The sequence below is a fragment of the Sarcina ventriculi genome (assembly GCF_900456775.1).
Lineage (GTDB): Bacteria > Bacillota > Clostridia > Clostridiales > Clostridiaceae > Sarcina > Sarcina ventriculi.
Genome location: NZ_UAUL01000002.1, coordinates 1 through 17,696 on the forward strand (window position 1 = coordinate 1; position 17,696 = coordinate 17,696).

Below are 17,696 nucleotides of genomic sequence, written 5' to 3' on the forward strand. Positions count from 1 at the left end.
AAAAATGAAACCGGAAATGGCAAAATTAAAAGAAGATTATGGTATAGAACTTCCAAACTCTATGGAAGAAATTATTTTAGGATATAATGTTGATTTAAACTTAGTATTTACATCTAAATATTATCAACCATATACTAACAAATTTGATGATAAAAAATTTGCCTTTGTTGGACCTTCTATATTTGATAGAAAAGAATTAGAAAACTTTGAAATAGACAATCCAGATAATAAAAAGGTTGTATTTATATCTCTTGGAACTGTTGCCAATCAAAATTTAAAATTTTATAAAGATTGTTTAAAAGCTCTAGGTTCAAGGGATGATTTAATAGTTGTAATGTCTATTGGAAAAAGAATTGATATAAAAGAATTAGGAGATATACCTAGCAATTTTAGAATTTATAGTTATGTTCCACAACTTGAAGTTTTAAAACAAATAGATTTATTTATAACTCATGGTGGTATGAATAGTTCGAGTGAAGGATTATATAACGGACTTCCTTTAATTGTTGTTCCTCAATTTGCTGATCAATTTTTAATTGCAGAAAGGGTAACAGAACTTGGTGCAGGACTTCCATTGATTAATGACGTTAATCCATCATCAATAGAAAAAACAGTAAATGAAGTATTGTCAAATCCATCATATAGCGAAAACGCTAAAAAAATAGGTGAATCATTAAAAATGAGTGGTGGATATAAAAAAGCTGCTGAATGTATTCATGAACTTTTAAATTAATTAATATTTACTAAAAAGTGCTATATAAAAAATATAGCACTTCTTAGTTTTTAATTAAAAACTATTTTAAGTATAGCTAACACTAACCTCTTTTCTATATTTTTCATAAAATTTTCCCCTTTAAATTTAAAATAATAAAAATTTTTATTATGTTTAGTATAAATTATAATATTATCTTAAAATATTTAATATAATATTGAGGAATATTTATAAAAAATTAATATATTTAAGTTAATTTAAAAATTTTTACCATGTTTATATGGTCTTTCTTTATTTTTCTTCATTTTTTTGATTATTTCTTCTTCTATATTTATATTTAAACTTCCACATAAATCCCCAAGTCTTATAAATATATCAGCTAGTTCCTCTTTAAAGTTTTCCATATCATTTTTTCTAAGACCTTCAACTGCCTCTGCTACCTCACAGTTTATAAGCATAAGTCTTGTAGCTAAAGCATTATTTAAGAACATTTTATATTCATTAGAGTTAATTTCATATGTAGACTGTATAAGTTCAATATCTTCATAAAAACCTTTAGTTTTTGCATTTTTATGGGCTTCTTTACATAAAGTATCTATATTTAACTTATCTTTATTAGACATATATTTGTCCTCCTTCTATTTTAACTTAATTAAAACTTCAGGTAGCTAAAAATCTAGCTACCTGAAAATAAATTATGCTAATTCTCCAATTAAAGAGAATGATTGTGCTTTTACAATTTTAACTGAAACTAATTTCCCTATTAAATCTGCTGAACCAGCAAAGTTTACAAGTTTACCATTTCTAGTTCTTCCTGTTAATTTAGCTTCATCATTTTTTGAAGGTCCTTCTACTAAAACTTCTAAAATTTTTCCTTCGCATTCTTTATTTTTCTTTGCAACTGATTTATTAACAGCCTCAACTAATCTATTAAACCTATCATGTTTAACATCATCTGGAATTTGATTATCCATTTTATCAGCTGGTGTATGATTTCTTCTTGAGTAAATAAAAGTAAATGCTGAATCATATTCTACTTCATTGACTAAATCTAAAGTATCTAAGAAATCTTCTTCTGTTTCTCCTGGAAATCCTATAATTATATCTGTTGTTATAGATACATTAGGAATATTTGATTTTATCTTTTTAACCATATCTAAATAATATTGTTTATTATAATGCCTATTCATTTCTTTTAATATCTTATCTGACCCACTTTGTACAGGAAGGTGTATTTGTTCACAAAGCTTATCACATTCTTTTATAGCCATTATAACTTCATCTGTTAAATCTTTAGGATGAGAGGTCATAAATCTTAATCTTTCTAAGCCTTCTATATTATTTATTCTTCTTAAAAGACCAGCAAAATTTATATCCTCTTCTAAGCCTTTACCATAAGAGTTAACGTTTTGCCCTAAAAGAGTTATTTCCTTATATCCCTCATTTACCAAATCTTTTATTTCTTTTTCAATGTCTTCAGGCTTTCTGCTTCTTTCTCTTCCTCTAACATATGGAACTATACAATATGTACAGAAGTTATTACAGCCATACATTATAGTAACAAAGGCTTTTATAGCACTTTTTCTATCTATAGGAAGTCCTTCAACAATTCCTTCTTCTTTATTAATTATTTCCTTAACTTGAACTCCATCTTGAATTACCCTATTCAAATATTCTGGGAATTTGTAAGAATTATGGGTACCAAATATTATATCCACGAATGGGAAAGTTTTTAAGACTTTATCTGCCATACCCTCTTGTTGCATCATGCATCCGCAGATAGCTATTATTAAATCTGGATTCTTTTCTTTCATATTTTTCATTATTCCAAGATTTCCGAAAACCTTATTTTCGGCATTTTCTCTAACACAGCATGTGTTAAATATTATAATAGATGCCTCTTCTTTAATTTCAGTTTTCTTATATCCTATTCTTTTTAGCATACCAGATAATTTTTCAGAATCTTCTTCATTCATTTGGCAACCATAAGTTTGAATGAAGAAATATTTTTCTTTTATGTCTTTCATTATTTCCTCCTAATTTTAAAAACTATACATACGTATAAAATTAATTTATCATATTTATTTATTTTTTTCTATGATTATTTTGTATTAATTACTCTATATATCTTATGTAAATGTTTTTTAAAAGTATTTATTTTTAAAATTAATATTTTTAAATAAATTTGTTTTATTGTGGGGATTATTATTTTTTATTTAGGAAAAACTATTTATAAATAAGGAGTGTGATTTTTATGTATGATTTATTAGACGATTCAACAAGAAGAGGTCAAAAGGAAAAAAATAATAAGACAAGTAGATTTGATGAGAGAAATTATTATAAAAACAGTATCACAGCAAGTGTTTTAAACACAAAAACTTCTTATGTATCTACAGATTATTTATTATAAAATATTTTTTTATTGGCTTTAGATTTATTTATCTAAAGCCAATATAATGTAACCTATAAAATTTCATAACTATCTATTTTTGAAATTTCTTTAAATCCAAATTTTTTATACATATTATAAGCTATTTCATTACTTTCTTTAACTCTTATTGATATTTCTGATAAATTATTTTCACAAGCTAAATTTAAAATATAAGATAAAAGTTCTTTTCCATATCCTTTTCCTTGATATTTTTTTAATATTCCAAGATTGGCTATTGTATAGTTTCCGTCTAATATAAGCACTTGACCATAACCTATATCTTCTCCATTTAAAGTTATAAATTTTGCCATATCCTCAATAAAAAAATTTTTATTGTATTCGTATGCTATATCCCTTGGAGAAAGAGGAATTCTATCTGTTTCATAAAATACTTCATTTTGAATATCACATCTTAATCTGTCATCTTTTCCTTTAATAAATTGTCTAAAAGAAACATTATCATGTTTAAGAGGAAATTTTTTGCCTTTTAGATTAAGTGTCATTATAATATTAGCATCTTTTTTATAAAAGCCATAAGAAGTTAAATTATTCATATTATTATCCTTAACCTCATAAATAAACTTTAATGTATTTATATTATTCTTTTTAAAAATAGTTTCTTCTTTTTGATTTAATTTATCTATAAAATATATTTTATTTATATAACTTATATCAAAATCAAATCTATCTAATTGCCAAACCATTAAAAGTTTATTATTTATCTTAACTTTTACATACTTGTATTTAAAAAAATCAAAAGATATCTGTTCCTTGATTTTTGGGAATTTTTTTAATAAAAAATGCTCAAAAAAAGATATTTTACTTATTTCCATTTTAAGTCCTCCAAAATAATATACGTGTTACATATACTATCTTAAAGTTTTAATTTCTTTATAACTTCATCTAAAATCCATTGAGGAGTAGACGCACCTGCTGTTATTCCTATTTTTTTACCTTTAAACTTTAAAATATTATCTGTAAGTTCTTGCGCATTTTCTATATGAAATGAATTTTCGCAGTTAGCTTTACATATCTCATAAAGCTTTGTTGTATTAGAACTATTTTTTCCACCAACTACAATAACTACATCACAGTTCATTGAAATTTCAAAAGCACTTTTTTGTCTTATATCAGTAGCAGAACATATAGTATTGAAAGCAACTATTTGTTTGCTGTTTTTCACTACTTTTTCCATTATTGAATTCCAAGTTTTTTTCTTTTCAGTAGTTTGAGCAACTACGCAAATTTTAGATGGGATTTTATCTAATTCTTCTGCTCTGTTTACAACAATTGCCTCATCATTACACCATCCTGTAATTCCTATAACTTCTGGATGCGTCTTGTCTCCTATTATCATAATTTTATAACCTTTTTCATAATGATCCTTAACTTTAGAATGAATGCTCTTTACATAAGGACAGGTTAAATCGATTATCTTTAAATTCCTATTTTCTAGATTTTTTATAACACTTTCTTTAACGCCATGTGACCTAATTATTATTATGTCATCTTCATTTAATGAGTCTATATTTTTTTCATCTATAGAAAATATATTATTTTTTTCTAAATACTTTACTGCATCGTTGTTATGAATCAGAGAACCTAAAGTGTAGATTCTTTTATTGGCATCTTTTTGAGCTTTTATTGCTTCATCAACAGCCCTTTTTACCCCATAGCAAAATCCAGCATTCTTTGCTATAACTATATTATCTATGTCAATTACCTTCTTTCAATATATTGTGAGATTTTATTTGCTACATCTTCTATTCCAAGACCAGTAGTATCTATTTCAATAGCATCTTTCGCCTTTTTTAAAGGATCTACATCTCGATTAGTATCTAAATAATCTCTCTTTTTAATATCTTCTAATATTTCGTCATAAGAAACTTGTAATCCTTTTTTTAATAATTCATCATATCTTCTTGTAGCTCTTTCCTCTGGAGTTGCTGTCAAGAAAAATTTATATTTTGCATTTTTTAAAACAACTGTTCCAATATCACGCCCATCCATAATAACATCATATTTTTCAGCCATTTTTTGCATTTCTTTCACTAATTTTTTTCTGATTTCACTAATCGATGCAAAAGATGAAACATTCTTACTTATATTGGGCATAGTTAAATAATGTGAAACATTTTCTCCATCTAAAATAAGGTCGTCTCCTTCAAAATATATATCAGTATTTTGAATAAGAGTACAAATCTCATCTATATTGCTAGCACTTATATTATTTCTAAGAGCTTTTAATGTTACTGCTCTATACATAAATCCAGTATTTATATACATTAAATTAAATTTATTTGCTATAATTTTTGCTATTGTACTTTTTCCTGCTCCTGCTGGCCCATCTATTGCAATTGCTATTTTCATATTAAAATTCTCCCTTTTTTAAATCTCTTTTCCTGCTAAAAATCCTGTAGATAGTGCTATCTGTACATTGAATCCTCCAGTAAATGCATCAACATCTATAATTTCTCCTGCAAAAGATAAATTATTTATTACTCTTGATTTCATAGTTGATGGATCTATTTCACGTGTTGATATTCCTCCAGATGTAACTATTGCTTCCTTTAATGGTCTTAATCCATTAATGTTAAATTTCAACCCTTTTAAAAGCGATACCAAATGATTTCTTTCCTCTTTTGTTATAGAATGTACTTTTTTATTTTCATCAATTCCAGATTGCTTAATTATAATAGGAATAAGTTTCTTAGGAAGTAATTCATCTAAAGAATTTTTAAAATCTTTATTTAGATTTTTTTGGAAATCTTTTTGAATTCTTTTATCTAATTCTACTACATCTAATGCAGGTTTTAAATCTATATAAACATTAAATTCTTTATCATCTTTTATAAATCTGCTACCGCTTAAAACTAACGGCCCTGAAATTCCATAATGAGTAAAAATCATTTCTCCAAATTCTTTATAAACTGGCTTTTTTGCATTTTTTTCTTTAATAGTTAACTCAACATTTTTAAGCGATAATCCTTGTAATTCCTTTACCCATTCCTCCTTAAGTTCTATGGGAACTAAAGATGGCTTAAGTTCTATTATACTATGTCCTATCTTTTCGCATAATTCATGACCAATTCCAGTAGATCCAGTAAGTGGATAAGACTTTCCGCCTGTGCATAATATAAAATGATCTCCCTCGATTTTTCTTCCATCTTCAAGTTTTACATATTTTATAGTATTATTTTCTGTATGCCATGATATTACCTTAGAATTTAATTTAACATCTACATCTTTTTCTCTAAGTGCTTTAGAAAGTGCAAAAATTATATCTGATGACTTATCAGATTGAGGAAAAACCCTCATTCCACGTTCAACCTTTAGTTTAACTCCCAAATCTTCAAAAAAGTTTATAACATCATTGTTAGTATAAGTATATAATGCACTATATAAAAAGTGAGGGTTTCCAGGTATATAATCAAAAAATTCGCTTATATCACGTCCGTTTGTAACATTACATCTTCCCTTACCTGTTATATATAATTTTTTTCCAAGCTTTTCGTTTCCTTCTAACAACACTACATCATGTGACATTTTAGCAGAACTAATAGCTGCCATCATTCCAGCAGGTCCCCCGCCTATTACTACTATTTTTTTCAAATACAATCACTCCTTTAAAACATTATAGGGGTACTGTTATAATACATACCCTTCTAAAGTTTTTTATAAATTAGTTATCTTTCTATGTTATTTTGATTATAGGAGTATATATCATAATTTTTCCAAAGTTCTTCTAATTCATAAAAAGTTGATGTTATCTTATCTTTTTCTCTAACTCCTACTGCCACTATTAAAGCATTTATAACACTAAGTGGAGCAACTAATGAATCTACAAATGAAGCCATATTACTTTGTGCTATTAATGCGTAATCTGCAACTGTAGCTAGAGGCGATACATTACTATCTGTTATAGCTACAACCTTTGCTTTTCTTTCTTTAGCAAATTCTAGTCCATTTATAGTTCTTAGCGCATATCTTGGAAATCCTATGCCAATAACTAAATCCCCTTCATCACAATTAATCATTTGTTCAAATATGTTACTTATATTATGAGCAACAACTCTTACATCTTTGATGATAAGTCGTAAGTAAAATCCTAAAAATTCCGCAATAGCAGATGAACTTCTAAGTCCTACAATATATACTGTCTTTGCTTTAAATATTTCATCTATAACAGAATTAAAGTTTTCTAGATTTATTTTTTCCAATGTAGCTCTTAAATTCTCTATATCTGATTTTAAAACGCCCCTTAGAACATTTTCTTCACAAGCATAGTCATTAGAAAGTTCTAGACGCTGAACTGATGTTAATTTATTTTTTATAAGTTCTTGTAAAGCCTTTTGAAGCTTTGGATACCCACTAAATCCAAGTTCTATTGCAAATCTAACAACAGTAGATTCACTAACTCCAACACTATCTCCTAATTTTGCAGCAGTCATAAATGCTGCCTTGTCATAATTTTTTAATATAAAATTAGCTATAAGCTTTTGTCCTTTACTTAATCTTGGAAATTTTATTTGAATTAATTTCATAAGATCCTGAGTTTGTTCTATCTCCATAATAAAAACCTTTCTTAACTTTAAAACCTTTATTTTTTCTCTATTATCACCAAAGATGGTGGATTATTTGTTCTATTTAAAAATTGCTGATAAATTACTCCAAACTTTTTCTTTGATAAATTTTCGCAATAAGATAAAACAGCTTTTTTTTCTTTTTTCCCCTCTTCATGTCCACTATAAAGTGCTATAATCATAAGACCATTTTCTTTTAAAAGATTTAGTCCACTTTCTAAACTTTTTAATGTAGATTCTTTCTTAGTTGTTATAGATTTATCGCTTCCAGGAAGATATCCTAAATTATATACTATACAATCAACGTTTTCTTTTATATACTTATCAAAATTTTCATGAGAATCTAATATTAAAGAAACATTCTCAATATTTTTCTCTTTATAATTTAAAATAGCTTCCTTTTGAACATCAAAGGCATAAACCTTGTTAAAAATTTTTGATAAAAAATCAGTATCATAACCATTACCTAAGGTTGCATCTATTGCAATTAACTTTTTTTCTATAAAGTCATTTATTATATTCTGATAAATTGTTGAAATATCTCCTACATATTTAAACATATATACACTTAAAGAGAATTTATATAGGTAAGTTCTTCTAAACTTAATTCTCTCCATTTTCCTTTTTCTAGATTTCCAAGCTTTAAATTGCCAATTGCTACTCTCTTTAAAGCTATTACGTCATGCCCAAGCTTTGAACACATTTTTCTTATCTGTCTATTTTTCCCCTCATGAATTATAACACAAACTTCAGACGAATCCTTAAACTTTCTTATAGTATTTATTTTAGCATCTGCAGTTATGTATCCACCAATATCTACACCAGATTCAAAGTGTTTAATTTCATCTGTTGTAAATATTCCTTTTACCTTAACTATATATTTTTTATTAAGTTTTACTCTAGGATGAATTATTTTATTATAGATATCACCGTCATTAGTTAAAAGTAAAAGTCCAGAGCTATCGTAATCAAGCCTTCCTATCGGATATATTCTTTCATTAACCTCAATTAAATCCAAGACAGTTTTTCTTCCCTTTTCGTCACTATTAGTTGTTACATATCCTTCAGGTTTGTTAAGCATTATATATTTTTTAGTATCTTCTGGCTTTATAACCTTGCCATTAACCGTTACTTTATCTTTATTTGGGTCTATTTTACTCCCTAAAGTATAAACTATTTTTCCATTTACAGATACTTTTCCATCAGTTATAATGCTTTCACACTTTCTTCTAGAGGCAATTCCACATCTTGCCATATATTTTTGCAACCTTTCCTCCAAAATACATCACTCCACATTTAAATTCATATATATTTTAATTAAAAAGATTTTATTTTTCAATACTTTTTGCATGATTTAGAAACAAAATTTTCATAACATTATATTAATAACAAAAAATCAATGTAAGCAAGATACCACATTGATTTTTTGTTATTAATTACTATTTATATAATTTAATATATTGTCAAACAGAATATTTGCATAAGGTGCTGCAACAATTCCACCAAAATATTCACCACTTTTAGGGTGATCTATTACAATTATAAGAGATATATCTGGATTGTTTGAAGGTGCAAAACCAGCAAAAGATGAAACATATCCTGATTCTTCATCATATGTTCCTGTATTTTTATTAATTTTTTCTGCTGTACCGGTTTTTCCAGATATAGAATACCCCTTTATATATGCACTATTACTAGAGCCAACTTTAACCGTATTTTCTAACATAGTTTTTAATTTATTGATAGTATTTTCACTCACAGGCGCATCACTACTTGTAGCTTCAAAAGATTCAAGTGTAATTTTCTCACCCTTTGAATTTATATAAGATATATCTTTCATTACATGAGGTTGTATTAATTTGCCACCATTAGCTATTGAATTTAATGCTTTCATATATTGCATAATATTTAAAGTGTTAGTTTGTCCAAAAGATATTGTGGCTAAATCAACTTGAGTCATATCCTCTGTTGATTTTGTTATTCCTTTTATTTCTCCAGGTAAATCTATACCCGATAATTCATTTAATCCAAATTTTTCGATATATTCATTAAAAGTATTTTTTCCTAATTTAGATGCTATCTCCATAAAAACAACGTTACAAGAGCTTTCTAATGCCTCATCAAGCGTTATTAATCCATGTCCACCTTGTTCAGGACCTTTCCAACATTTTATGGTAGTATTGTCAATTGTTAATGAGCCTGAGCAATAATATTTTTCATTATTTCCCGCAATATTTTCTTCTAATGCAATAGCTGAAGTTATAACCTTAAATATAGATCCAGGTTCGATAGTCTTTGCAATAGCACTATTTTTCCACATATTTTGCAATTTATCATTATCTGTTTCTCCTGCAAAATTAGAATAATTATTAAATGAATCGTTAGGATTAAAATCAGGTTTATTTACCATAGCTAATACTTCTCCGTTATTGGGATTCATAACAACTATTGTTACAGAATCAGGATTTTGTTCTTTATAAGCTTTTTTAGCTACCTCTTCCGCAAAAAATTGAATTTTTTCATCAATAGTTAAAGTAACATCTTTTCCATTTACAGCCTCTGTATGTTGTGATTCCGAATAAGCTAATTGCCCTCCATAAGCATTAGTTTCCTGTATTGATATCCCAGGAACACCTGTTAATACTTTTTCATAATATGATTCTATACCGTTAATACCATTTCCATCAGAATTTATGTTGCCTAATAAATGAGAAGCAAAATTATTGTTAGGATAATATCTTTTTGTATTTGTCGTTACAGTAATTCCATCTATACCTAAATCTTTTATTTTAGTTGCTTGCTCTTTTTCAGCATTTTTTGATAGTACAATTAAATTATTATTTGAATTATTTAACTTATTTAGTACAGACTCTTGTGTTAAGTCTAATATTTCAGATATTGATTTTGCTATATTTTCTAGCGATGTATTATTATTTTTTGCATATTCTTTTATTAAATCTAAATTTAAATCTATTTTATACAAATTAGTATTTAGAACAAGAATTTCCCCGTTTCTATCTAATATATTTCCTCGATTCTCATCAATGCTTTTTTCGCTTGTCCATTGTTCCAAAGCCATACTTGCATATTCTTTTCCATTTATAATAGTTATGTAGCTTATTCTCAAAACTAAAATAAATAATAAAGTAATAAAAAATATTATAATATTTTTTATTCTTTTTTTATTAATATTTTTGCTCGAATTCATATTTTTTCTCCTAAATAAATACAATTTATGAATATTATAACATTTAATAATCATATTGTATACTTTAAAGTAAATTATTCTAGTGTAAAAATATTTTATAAACAAATAAAGGCTATATAGGATATAAGAATATTATTTTTTAATATTAATTAATATAGCAATTATTAAATTAGGAGCTATATGGATTATTTAAATAAATTATTTATAATAATACTTATTTTGTACAAAGATAGCGGTTATGAAGATAGATTAATGTTGACTTTGTTATCTTTAAAATTATTAAATCAACAAAAATTATATTCTAATAAATTTTATAAAATAAATAGAATTTATAAAAAAGATAAAGATGAACATATAAAAAAGATAAAAGATACTTATAATAAAAAAATATATATTCAAAAAATTAAAAATAACCATAAATCAAGAATAAATAGTTCTCTAGAAAAGGCAATGGCATTATACAAAGAACAGTTTAAGAAAAAGAGTGTTAAAAAAGCTTCTAATCTATTGATTTCAACTTTAAAACAAAATACAAAAAGCAATTATGTAATAGCTACTGATGATATTGTTAACAGAGAAAAAAATGAAAACAATAAAAAAATAATAAAAGCCCCTGTTCTTATATTAACTTTAAATATATTAGAAAGTTTTAAAGGTCAAATATATTTCTCAAATCCAATAAAATTTATAGACAATATAACTAATAAAATAATAATAAAGAGAAAATAGTTATAATGAGCTCAAATAACAAATTAACTATCTTTATAGAAGGATATTTAAAAACATGTATTGATTGTGTAGAAATGACTAATAATAAATTCTATAGTTATATAATAAATACTCCATTTTCATCAATTAAACATATAGATAAAGTTCATCATGAATTAAATGAAAAAACTGATTATAATAAACTAAGCATAGAAATATCAAATTCTAAACAAGAAATCAAGAAAAAATTAATAAAAAATGGTAATGATTATGGATATGATGAATGCAATTTATTAATGAATATAACATTTACAGCAAATATATTTAAAAATGATTTAATAACCATATAAAAATTTTAAGTATATAAATAAAAGATTAAATGAGGAATGATTAATGAAAAAACTAAAGAGCAATAAAATTAACCTATTAATTGTATTTTGTATTATTACTATGTTTATTTTTATAAGTTATAACAGATATGTTTTAGCTACTATAAATAATGATGAAGAAATTTCATTTGTTTTAGAGGAATTCTTTACTAATAAAAATAATTGTATTTTGTCTAAAGATTTAGAAGGATTAGGATGTTTTTATAATTTAGATAATAAAATTTCTAGATGGGCCTATGAAACTGAGGTACAAAAGATAAATTATTTAGATAATTGGTCTAGTAAACAAGGAATAAATTTTAATAATATTAAGTCAAATATAAAAATAAATAATGTTAAGAGTAAGGCAAATAATGTGTATAGTATAATATGTTCTATATCTACTGATGTTACATATAATTATCTAAATGATTCAACAGAAAATACTTTTGGTTTAGCATCTGTTCACTATTTAGATTTAAAAATAGAAAATGATAATTTAACAATATTAAAAGAATGGTATGCTGATCCATTAGTTGATTCATTAGATTTAAAAAAGATTAAAGCAGATAATATACAAGAATTTATTTTAGCTCAAAAATATCCTAATTTTATATTAAATGAGAGATTAGAAAAAGCAATGGATTATGCTCATTCCTATTGTGGGGTTTCATTAAATGGAAGTGATTTTAAATATAATTCTAATTATAAAGACTTTAATTCACAAGGGGGAGATTGTGCAAATTTTGCTTCGCAAATATTACATGAAGGTGGATTTAAGAAAAATAGCATTTGGAATTATTCAGCAGGCAGTGGAACAAAAGCATGGGTAAACGCTCAAGCTTTTAAAAATTATATGGTAAATAGCGGAAGAGGAAATTATATTTGCAAAGGAAAATATGAGAATATTTATAAAGAGGCATTTAAACTTAGACCTGGAGATTTTGTAGCTTATGAAGACAAGGGAAAAATAACTCATATATCAACTGTTACTGGATTAGATTCTAAGGGTTATCCTTTAGTTACATGCCATAATGCAGATAGGTTATTAGTTCCATATGATTTGGGATGGAGTAATAGTAATATAGTGTTCCATTTAATACATGTAAATTATTAATTTTTAATTAATCGAGTAACAATATATTAATAAACTTATATAATAATATATATTATTTATAACAAATAGAGTTTTAGATATGTAATTAAAGCTTTATTTTTAGGAGGATATATGATTTTTAATGAATTAAGTTGTACTTCAGATGAACAGGTAGAAATAATTGACGTTATTTTAGAAGATGAAAATGATAATACCACTAAAATAGAAAATGAAGAAGATACTTTAGGAATTATATCTGGAAATGTATTAGTTAATATAAACAATAAAGATTATGAAAAAGACAATTATATACCTGTAGATGGTTTAGAAATTGAATTGTATAACTATAAAAATCTTAATGCTCCAATAGATAAAGTAAAACCAGATAATCAAGGTTTTTATGAATTTAAAAATTTAGATGTAGATGACTATATTTTAAAATTATATTTACCCAATAATTATGAGTTATTAGAAGAAAATGATAAAAACTTTATAAATAAACAACTTTTAATATCTAAAAAAATAAATAACCAAAATAACATAGATATACCTATAAAATTAAAGAAAACATTTAGCGTAAAAGGTGTAGTATTTTTAGATAAATCTCAATCAAGTACTTATGATAAAGGAAGCATTGGTATAAATGGAATAAAAATTTCACTTTTAGATGAAGAGGATAAATTAATTAAACAGACCACTACTAAAAAATTTTTAAGCATTGATGGTTTTTTTGACTTTAATAATTTAGATTCTAATGTATATAAAATAGTACTTAAAATAGAAGATGGGATAGCATTTACTCCTCCAAAATATGATATAGAATTTGGTTCAAAAGCTAGTAAAACATTTTCAGGAATAAAATGTAAGGTAAGTGATCACGATTTAGATAATGCATATATTGGAGTTATTTCTTTGTCACAGCCACAATAAATATTTTTTTATATTAAGAAACCACCTATTTTATAGGTGGTTATAATTTCAAGGAATATTATTTTATTTTTATCATATAAATTATTAATTAATTTATATGATATAATTATTAAATTTTATGACTGTTTATATTTTTAATATATTATGTTAACTACATTCTTTAATATAAATTAAAAGAGTATTTGTTTTATGGAGATAATATATGTATAGAAGTTTAATAAATGATTTTGTTAACAGTAATAATAAAATATATTCTGCAATAATGGATAGTGATGACTGCATTAAATTATACTTAGATGAAAATATACATTGTGCTGATGATTATGATTTATTTGTTAATGGTAAAATAGAGAAAAATGTTTTAAAAATTTCTCTAGATAATAATAGAGAAATTTTAATAAAAAAGTTACCTAAAAATATAAAACCAAGCGATTTATTAGAGGTTCGTAAAAAAAATTCTATAAATAAAATTAAAGTTTTTATGAGAGAATATCTTGATAAATTTAATTATGACGGAAATGACCTAGGAGTAAAATTTTTAAAAGATAGTATAAGTTTAAAGATTTGGGCTCCTACTGCATATAAGGTTCAAGTAGCAGTATATAGAGATTGTTTTCAAAAACAAGATAAACCTAATTTTGTATATGATATGCTATTAGATGAGTATACGGGTGTTCATAGTATAAGAGTAGAAAAAACTAAAAATAGATATAAATATTATTTATATAAACTATACTTTAAAGATTTAGATGATAATAATTTAATGACTACTAAATTTAATTATGCAATGGACCCTTATGCCATAGCTTCTGGAATTAATGGGGATAAAGGATTTTTAATAGATATAAATGATTCAAGACTTATACCAAAAGAATGGGTTTTAGATAAAAGACCTAACAACATATCATATATAGAAGATTCTATTTTGTATGAATTGCATATTCGTGATTTTACAATAGATAGTTCATCGGGTGTTAGTGAAAATATACGAGGAAAATTTTTAGGGGCAGTTGAGGAAAATACTACTGTAAGCTATAACGGGATGCGAGCTAAAACTGGAATAGATCATTTAAAAGAACTAGGAATAACCCATGTTCATTTAATGCCAGTTTTTGATTTTGCAACTGTCGATGAATCTAAAAATGATAAATGTAGAAATTGGGGATATGATCCTAAAAATTTTAACATTCCTGAAGGCAGTTATTCTACTAATGCTTTTAACCCTACTGCAAGAATAAAAGAATTTAGAAGTATGGTTTCTAAATTTCATAAAAATAATATAAGAGTTATTATGGATATGGTTTATAATCACGTCTATGCTAAAGAAAATTTAAATAAAATAGTACCTGGTTATTATTTTAGAACAAATTCTATTGGAAAATTTACAAATGGCTCAGGGTGTGGAAATGAGTTAGCTACTGAAAGACCTATGGTTAGAAAACTAATAGTAGATTCTAATTTACATTGGATAAAAAACTATCATATTGATGGTTTACGCTTTGACCTTATGGAACTTATTGATTTAACTACTATGAAAGAAATTACTAAAAAAGTTCATGAAATAGATAACAGTATCATTATATATGGAGAGCCTTGGAAAGCAGAATGGTCACCATTAGTTACAGGAACTTATAAGGGATGTCAAAGAGGAAATAATTTTTCTATTTTTAATGATACATTTAGGGATGCTATACGTGGAAATAACAGCCCTTCTTGGGGATTTGTAAATGGAGATCAACATAATATGAATAAAGCTTGGAATGTAGTTGAGGGAATTAAAGGTTCAATAAATGGTCTTACAACTAATCCTAAAGAAAGTATAAACTATGTTGAAGCTCACGATAATTATACATTATGGGATCAAATAGAAAAATCATTAAATTCATCTTTGAAAATTGGCGAATTTAGAAAAAATATTTCTAAAAAACCTATAGATAATTATAACGTAAGACAATGTATGCTAGCAATTAGTATAATATTAACTTCTCAAGGAATTCCATTTTTACATGAAGGGTTTGAAATGCTTCGCACAAAACAAGGTGATCACAATAGTTATAAAAGCTCTGATGAAATAAATTCTATTAAATGGGTTGATAAAATAAAATTTATGGATATCTTTAATTATTATAAAGGTTTAATAAAGCTTAGAAAAGAACATCCTGCATTTAGAATGAGAAATGCTTTAGATATACGTGGAAATCAACATGTGTATTTCCCTCAAAATAATGATAAAAGTGGAGTTATAATATCCCATATAAGAAACCATGCCAATAATGATTCATGGAGTAATATACTTATAATTTATAATTCCACAACTATTGATAACTATGATATAAATTCATTTGTTCCCCTATCTTACAGCGGAAAGTGGAATATGGTTGTAGATAGCTCTTCTTCTGGAGTAGATATTATAAAAAGTGTTGAAAATGGAAATATTCCTGCTATGAAATCACATTCTATGATGGTGTTGTATGAATAAGCATAAAATTTATGATATTTTCTTATTAATAAAAAAAGAAGACTAACACGTTACGTATTAGTCTTCTTTTTTTGATCCTAATATTTAGTATTTATATTTAACACCAAAATCCTCCACATAAGAAAAGTAACCAAATTAATATCCAGCAATTATTTCCACAACCATATCCTCCGTTGTATCCAAATCCACAATTATTGCTACAACTGTTGTTGCAACCATAAAATCCGCAACTATTATTCCATCCTGAATTATTACATCCTGTTCTTCCACAGTTATTTCCGCAATTACATCCACAATTACACATAAAACTCACCTCACTTCTTAGGCATAATTTATTATATGTAACATAGATGATTTTTGTTAATAAATTAAAACCATTTATTTACTGATAAATTATATTATAATATAATTTATTATAAGAGGTGATTTTATGAAGGTTGATAATGAAAAAGGTAGAACAAGATTAGTTGCACCTAGGAATACCGTAAATACCAAACAATTATATACTTTTTATATATTAAAAGAACTTTCTAAAGGTAAAGAAATATTCGGAAATAAAGTTTTAGAGGAATTTAGAAATAAGTTTTCTACGTCCCCTCTTCCATTTCCAGTATCATCTAGTACAATATATGACACGTTTTACAATCTTGAAGAAAAAGGTTATGTAAAAAGTAAATGGATTGGAGATGATGTTGTAAATAAAAGAACAAAAAAGATATATTCAATTACAGATGAAGGAATGCAATATTATAAACTTCATGTAGCAAACTATATTGATGCGCTTGAAAAAAATAAAGCTGTTATTGATATGCTAATAAAAATGCTTAAATACTAATAATCCCCCCTAATGTAGGGGGGATTATTAGTATTTAATTTTTATCTATGACTTGATGAAGTATTTGTTTTAACATATCTTGAATTTCTATTGCTTGATTTAGATTTTCTAGATATACTTGCTCTCTTAGATGTAGATTTACCTTTAGAACTTTTTGAAACAGTTTTGGTCATTTTTTTATTATTAGTGTTTTTATATCTTTTAACACCTTTTTTAGCTTTAATTATCATATAGCATATAAATATTACAAGACCTAATGTAAGTATTCCTTTTATTACAGCTATAGTATTCATTTTTTATTACTTCCCTTTCCAATCCAACTTTAGACTCTATGCATTATTATATA

General features: G+C 25.5%; 20 protein-coding genes. 8 read left to right on the forward strand and 12 right to left on the reverse strand.

From position 1 onward, the window contains the following. Positions 1 to 733 (forward strand): nucleotide disphospho-sugar-binding domain-containing protein (locus DR020_RS03625; RefSeq protein WP_265327735.1); only part of this gene is annotated, 733 nt, incomplete at its 5' end. 236 nt (positions 734 to 969) lie between these two features. On the opposite strand, the gene DR020_RS03630 is transcribed toward DR020_RS03625, so the two are convergent. Then, positions 970 to 1,335, reverse strand: coding sequence for a MazG-like family protein (locus DR020_RS03630; protein WP_112365306.1), 366 nt, complete (start codon positions 1,333 to 1,335; stop codon positions 970 to 972). 72 nt (positions 1,336 to 1,407) lie between these two features. Then, positions 1,408 to 2,739, reverse strand: a complete 1,332-nt coding sequence (miaB, locus tag DR020_RS03635) for a tRNA (N6-isopentenyl adenosine(37)-C2)-methylthiotransferase MiaB (protein ID WP_055257420.1) — start codon at positions 2,737 to 2,739, stop codon at positions 1,408 to 1,410. A 227-nt stretch (positions 2,740 to 2,966) separates the two neighbouring features. Here miaB and DR020_RS12225 point away from each other — a divergent pair, with 227 nt between their 5' ends. Beyond that, positions 2,967 to 3,122, forward strand: a complete 156-nt coding sequence (locus DR020_RS12225; RefSeq protein WP_156304283.1) for a hypothetical protein — start codon at positions 2,967 to 2,969, stop codon at positions 3,120 to 3,122. A 53-nt stretch (positions 3,123 to 3,175) separates the two neighbouring features. Here DR020_RS12225 and DR020_RS03640 read toward each other — a convergent pair whose 3' ends face one another. From DR020_RS03640 to DR020_RS03675, 8 genes are all read right to left on the reverse strand, one after another. Next, positions 3,176 to 3,976 (reverse strand): GNAT family N-acetyltransferase, encoded by an 801-nt coding sequence (locus DR020_RS03640; protein WP_055257419.1) that lies wholly within the window; start codon positions 3,974 to 3,976, stop codon positions 3,176 to 3,178. 41 nt (positions 3,977 to 4,017) lie between these two features. Then, entirely contained in the window at positions 4,018 to 4,857 is an 840-nt protein-coding gene (locus DR020_RS03645) for a 4-hydroxy-3-methylbut-2-enyl diphosphate reductase (protein WP_055257418.1), read from the reverse strand. A gap of 5 nt (positions 4,858 to 4,862) precedes the next feature. Next, positions 4,863 to 5,513, reverse strand: coding sequence for a (d)CMP kinase (gene cmk / locus DR020_RS03650; RefSeq protein ID WP_055257417.1), 651 nt, complete (start codon positions 5,511 to 5,513; stop codon positions 4,863 to 4,865). Between the two features lie 18 nt (positions 5,514 to 5,531). After that, complete coding sequence (locus tag DR020_RS03655) at positions 5,532 to 6,755, reverse strand: BaiN/RdsA family NAD(P)/FAD-dependent oxidoreductase (protein WP_055257416.1); 1,224 nt, start codon at positions 6,753 to 6,755, stop codon at positions 5,532 to 5,534. Between the two features lie 74 nt (positions 6,756 to 6,829). Beyond that, complete coding sequence (locus DR020_RS03660) at positions 6,830 to 7,714, reverse strand: MurR/RpiR family transcriptional regulator (RefSeq protein ID WP_112365307.1); 885 nt, start codon at positions 7,712 to 7,714, stop codon at positions 6,830 to 6,832. Between the two features lie 29 nt (positions 7,715 to 7,743). After that, entirely contained in the window at positions 7,744 to 8,286 is a 543-nt protein-coding gene (locus DR020_RS03665) for a tRNA (mnm(5)s(2)U34)-methyltransferase (protein ID WP_058991775.1), read from the reverse strand. A gap of 8 nt (positions 8,287 to 8,294) precedes the next feature. Continuing rightward, a complete protein-coding gene (locus DR020_RS03670; protein WP_112365308.1) occupies positions 8,295 to 9,005 on the reverse strand; it encodes a pseudouridine synthase in 711 nt (236 codons plus the stop codon). Positions 9,006 to 9,158: 153 nt separating this feature from the next. Continuing rightward, entirely contained in the window at positions 9,159 to 10,934 is a 1,776-nt protein-coding gene (locus DR020_RS03675; RefSeq protein WP_160110440.1) for a penicillin-binding transpeptidase domain-containing protein, read from the reverse strand. A 180-nt stretch (positions 10,935 to 11,114) separates the two neighbouring features. Between DR020_RS03675 and DR020_RS03680 the strand changes: the two genes are divergently transcribed. The 5 genes from DR020_RS03680 (at position 11,115) to pulA (ending at position 16,515) form a co-directional block, all read left to right on the forward strand. Further along, on the forward strand, positions 11,115 to 11,663 hold the full coding sequence (locus DR020_RS03680) for a hypothetical protein (protein ID WP_112365310.1): 549 nt from the start codon (positions 11,115 to 11,117) through the stop codon (positions 11,661 to 11,663). Positions 11,664 to 11,668: 5 nt separating this feature from the next. Continuing rightward, a complete protein-coding gene (locus DR020_RS03685) occupies positions 11,669 to 11,992 on the forward strand; it encodes a hypothetical protein (RefSeq protein WP_112365311.1) in 324 nt (107 codons plus the stop codon). A gap of 43 nt (positions 11,993 to 12,035) precedes the next feature. Beyond that, positions 12,036 to 13,127: an amidase domain-containing protein gene (locus DR020_RS03690; RefSeq protein WP_112365312.1), complete on the forward strand. Its 1,092-nt coding sequence runs from the start codon at positions 12,036 to 12,038 to the stop codon at positions 13,125 to 13,127. A 111-nt stretch (positions 13,128 to 13,238) separates the two neighbouring features. Next, the gene (locus DR020_RS03695; RefSeq protein ID WP_058991783.1) at positions 13,239 to 14,036 is read left to right on the forward strand and encodes an SdrD B-like domain-containing protein; all 798 of its coding nucleotides are present in this window, start codon (positions 13,239 to 13,241) and stop codon (positions 14,034 to 14,036) included. 202 nt (positions 14,037 to 14,238) lie between these two features. After that, positions 14,239 to 16,515 carry a type I pullulanase gene (gene pulA / locus DR020_RS03700; protein WP_112365313.1) on the forward strand — a complete coding sequence of 759 codons (2,277 nt, stop codon included), beginning with the start codon at positions 14,239 to 14,241 and terminating at the stop codon, positions 16,513 to 16,515. A 135-nt stretch (positions 16,516 to 16,650) separates the two neighbouring features. On the opposite strand, the gene DR020_RS03705 is transcribed toward pulA, so the two are convergent. Next, positions 16,651 to 16,809, reverse strand: a complete 159-nt coding sequence (locus DR020_RS03705; protein ID WP_156304282.1) for a hypothetical protein — start codon at positions 16,807 to 16,809, stop codon at positions 16,651 to 16,653. A gap of 136 nt (positions 16,810 to 16,945) precedes the next feature. On the opposite strand from DR020_RS03705, the gene DR020_RS03710 reads away from it, so the two are divergent. Continuing rightward, positions 16,946 to 17,350 carry a PadR family transcriptional regulator gene (locus DR020_RS03710; protein ID WP_112365314.1) on the forward strand — a complete coding sequence of 135 codons (405 nt, stop codon included), beginning with the start codon at positions 16,946 to 16,948 and terminating at the stop codon, positions 17,348 to 17,350. Between the two features lie 41 nt (positions 17,351 to 17,391). Here DR020_RS03710 and DR020_RS03715 read toward each other — a convergent pair whose 3' ends face one another. Further along, positions 17,392 to 17,643 (reverse strand): hypothetical protein, encoded by a 252-nt coding sequence (locus DR020_RS03715; protein WP_112365315.1) that lies wholly within the window; start codon positions 17,641 to 17,643, stop codon positions 17,392 to 17,394. Between the last annotated feature and the right edge of the window lie 53 nt (positions 17,644 to 17,696).

Bases quoted from the DNA above. Each gene is read 5' to 3' on its own strand.
- DR020_RS03660 (WP_112365307.1), bottom strand. From the start codon at position 7,714: ATGGAGATAGAACAAACTCAGGATCTTATGAAATTAATTCAAATAAAA.
- DR020_RS03685 (WP_112365311.1), top strand. From the start codon at position 11,669: ATGAGCTCAAATAACAAATTAACTATCTTTATAGAAGGATATTTAAAA.
- pulA (WP_112365313.1), top strand. From the start codon at position 14,239: ATGTATAGAAGTTTAATAAATGATTTTGTTAACAGTAATAATAAAATA.
- DR020_RS03690 (WP_112365312.1), top strand. From the start codon at position 12,036: ATGAAAAAACTAAAGAGCAATAAAATTAACCTATTAATTGTATTTTGT.
- DR020_RS12225 (WP_156304283.1), top strand. From the start codon at position 2,967: ATGTATGATTTATTAGACGATTCAACAAGAAGAGGTCAAAAGGAAAAA.
- DR020_RS03680 (WP_112365310.1), top strand. From the start codon at position 11,115: ATGGATTATTTAAATAAATTATTTATAATAATACTTATTTTGTACAAA.
- DR020_RS03630 (WP_112365306.1), bottom strand. From the start codon at position 1,335: ATGTCTAATAAAGATAAGTTAAATATAGATACTTTATGTAAAGAAGCC.
- DR020_RS03695 (WP_058991783.1), top strand. From the start codon at position 13,239: ATGATTTTTAATGAATTAAGTTGTACTTCAGATGAACAGGTAGAAATA.
- cmk (WP_055257417.1), bottom strand. From the start codon at position 5,513: ATGAAAATAGCAATTGCAATAGATGGGCCAGCAGGAGCAGGAAAAAGT.
- DR020_RS03715 (WP_112365315.1), bottom strand. From the start codon at position 17,643: ATGAATACTATAGCTGTAATAAAAGGAATACTTACATTAGGTCTTGTA.
- DR020_RS03710 (WP_112365314.1), top strand. From the start codon at position 16,946: ATGAAGGTTGATAATGAAAAAGGTAGAACAAGATTAGTTGCACCTAGG.
- DR020_RS03675 (WP_160110440.1), bottom strand. From the start codon at position 10,934: ATGAATTCGAGCAAAAATATTAATAAAAAAAGAATAAAAAATATTATA.
- DR020_RS03640 (WP_055257419.1), bottom strand. From the start codon at position 3,976: ATGGAAATAAGTAAAATATCTTTTTTTGAGCATTTTTTATTAAAAAAA.
- DR020_RS03665 (WP_058991775.1), bottom strand. From the start codon at position 8,286: ATGTTTAAATATGTAGGAGATATTTCAACAATTTATCAGAATATAATA.
- miaB (WP_055257420.1), bottom strand. From the start codon at position 2,739: ATGAAAGACATAAAAGAAAAATATTTCTTCATTCAAACTTATGGTTGC.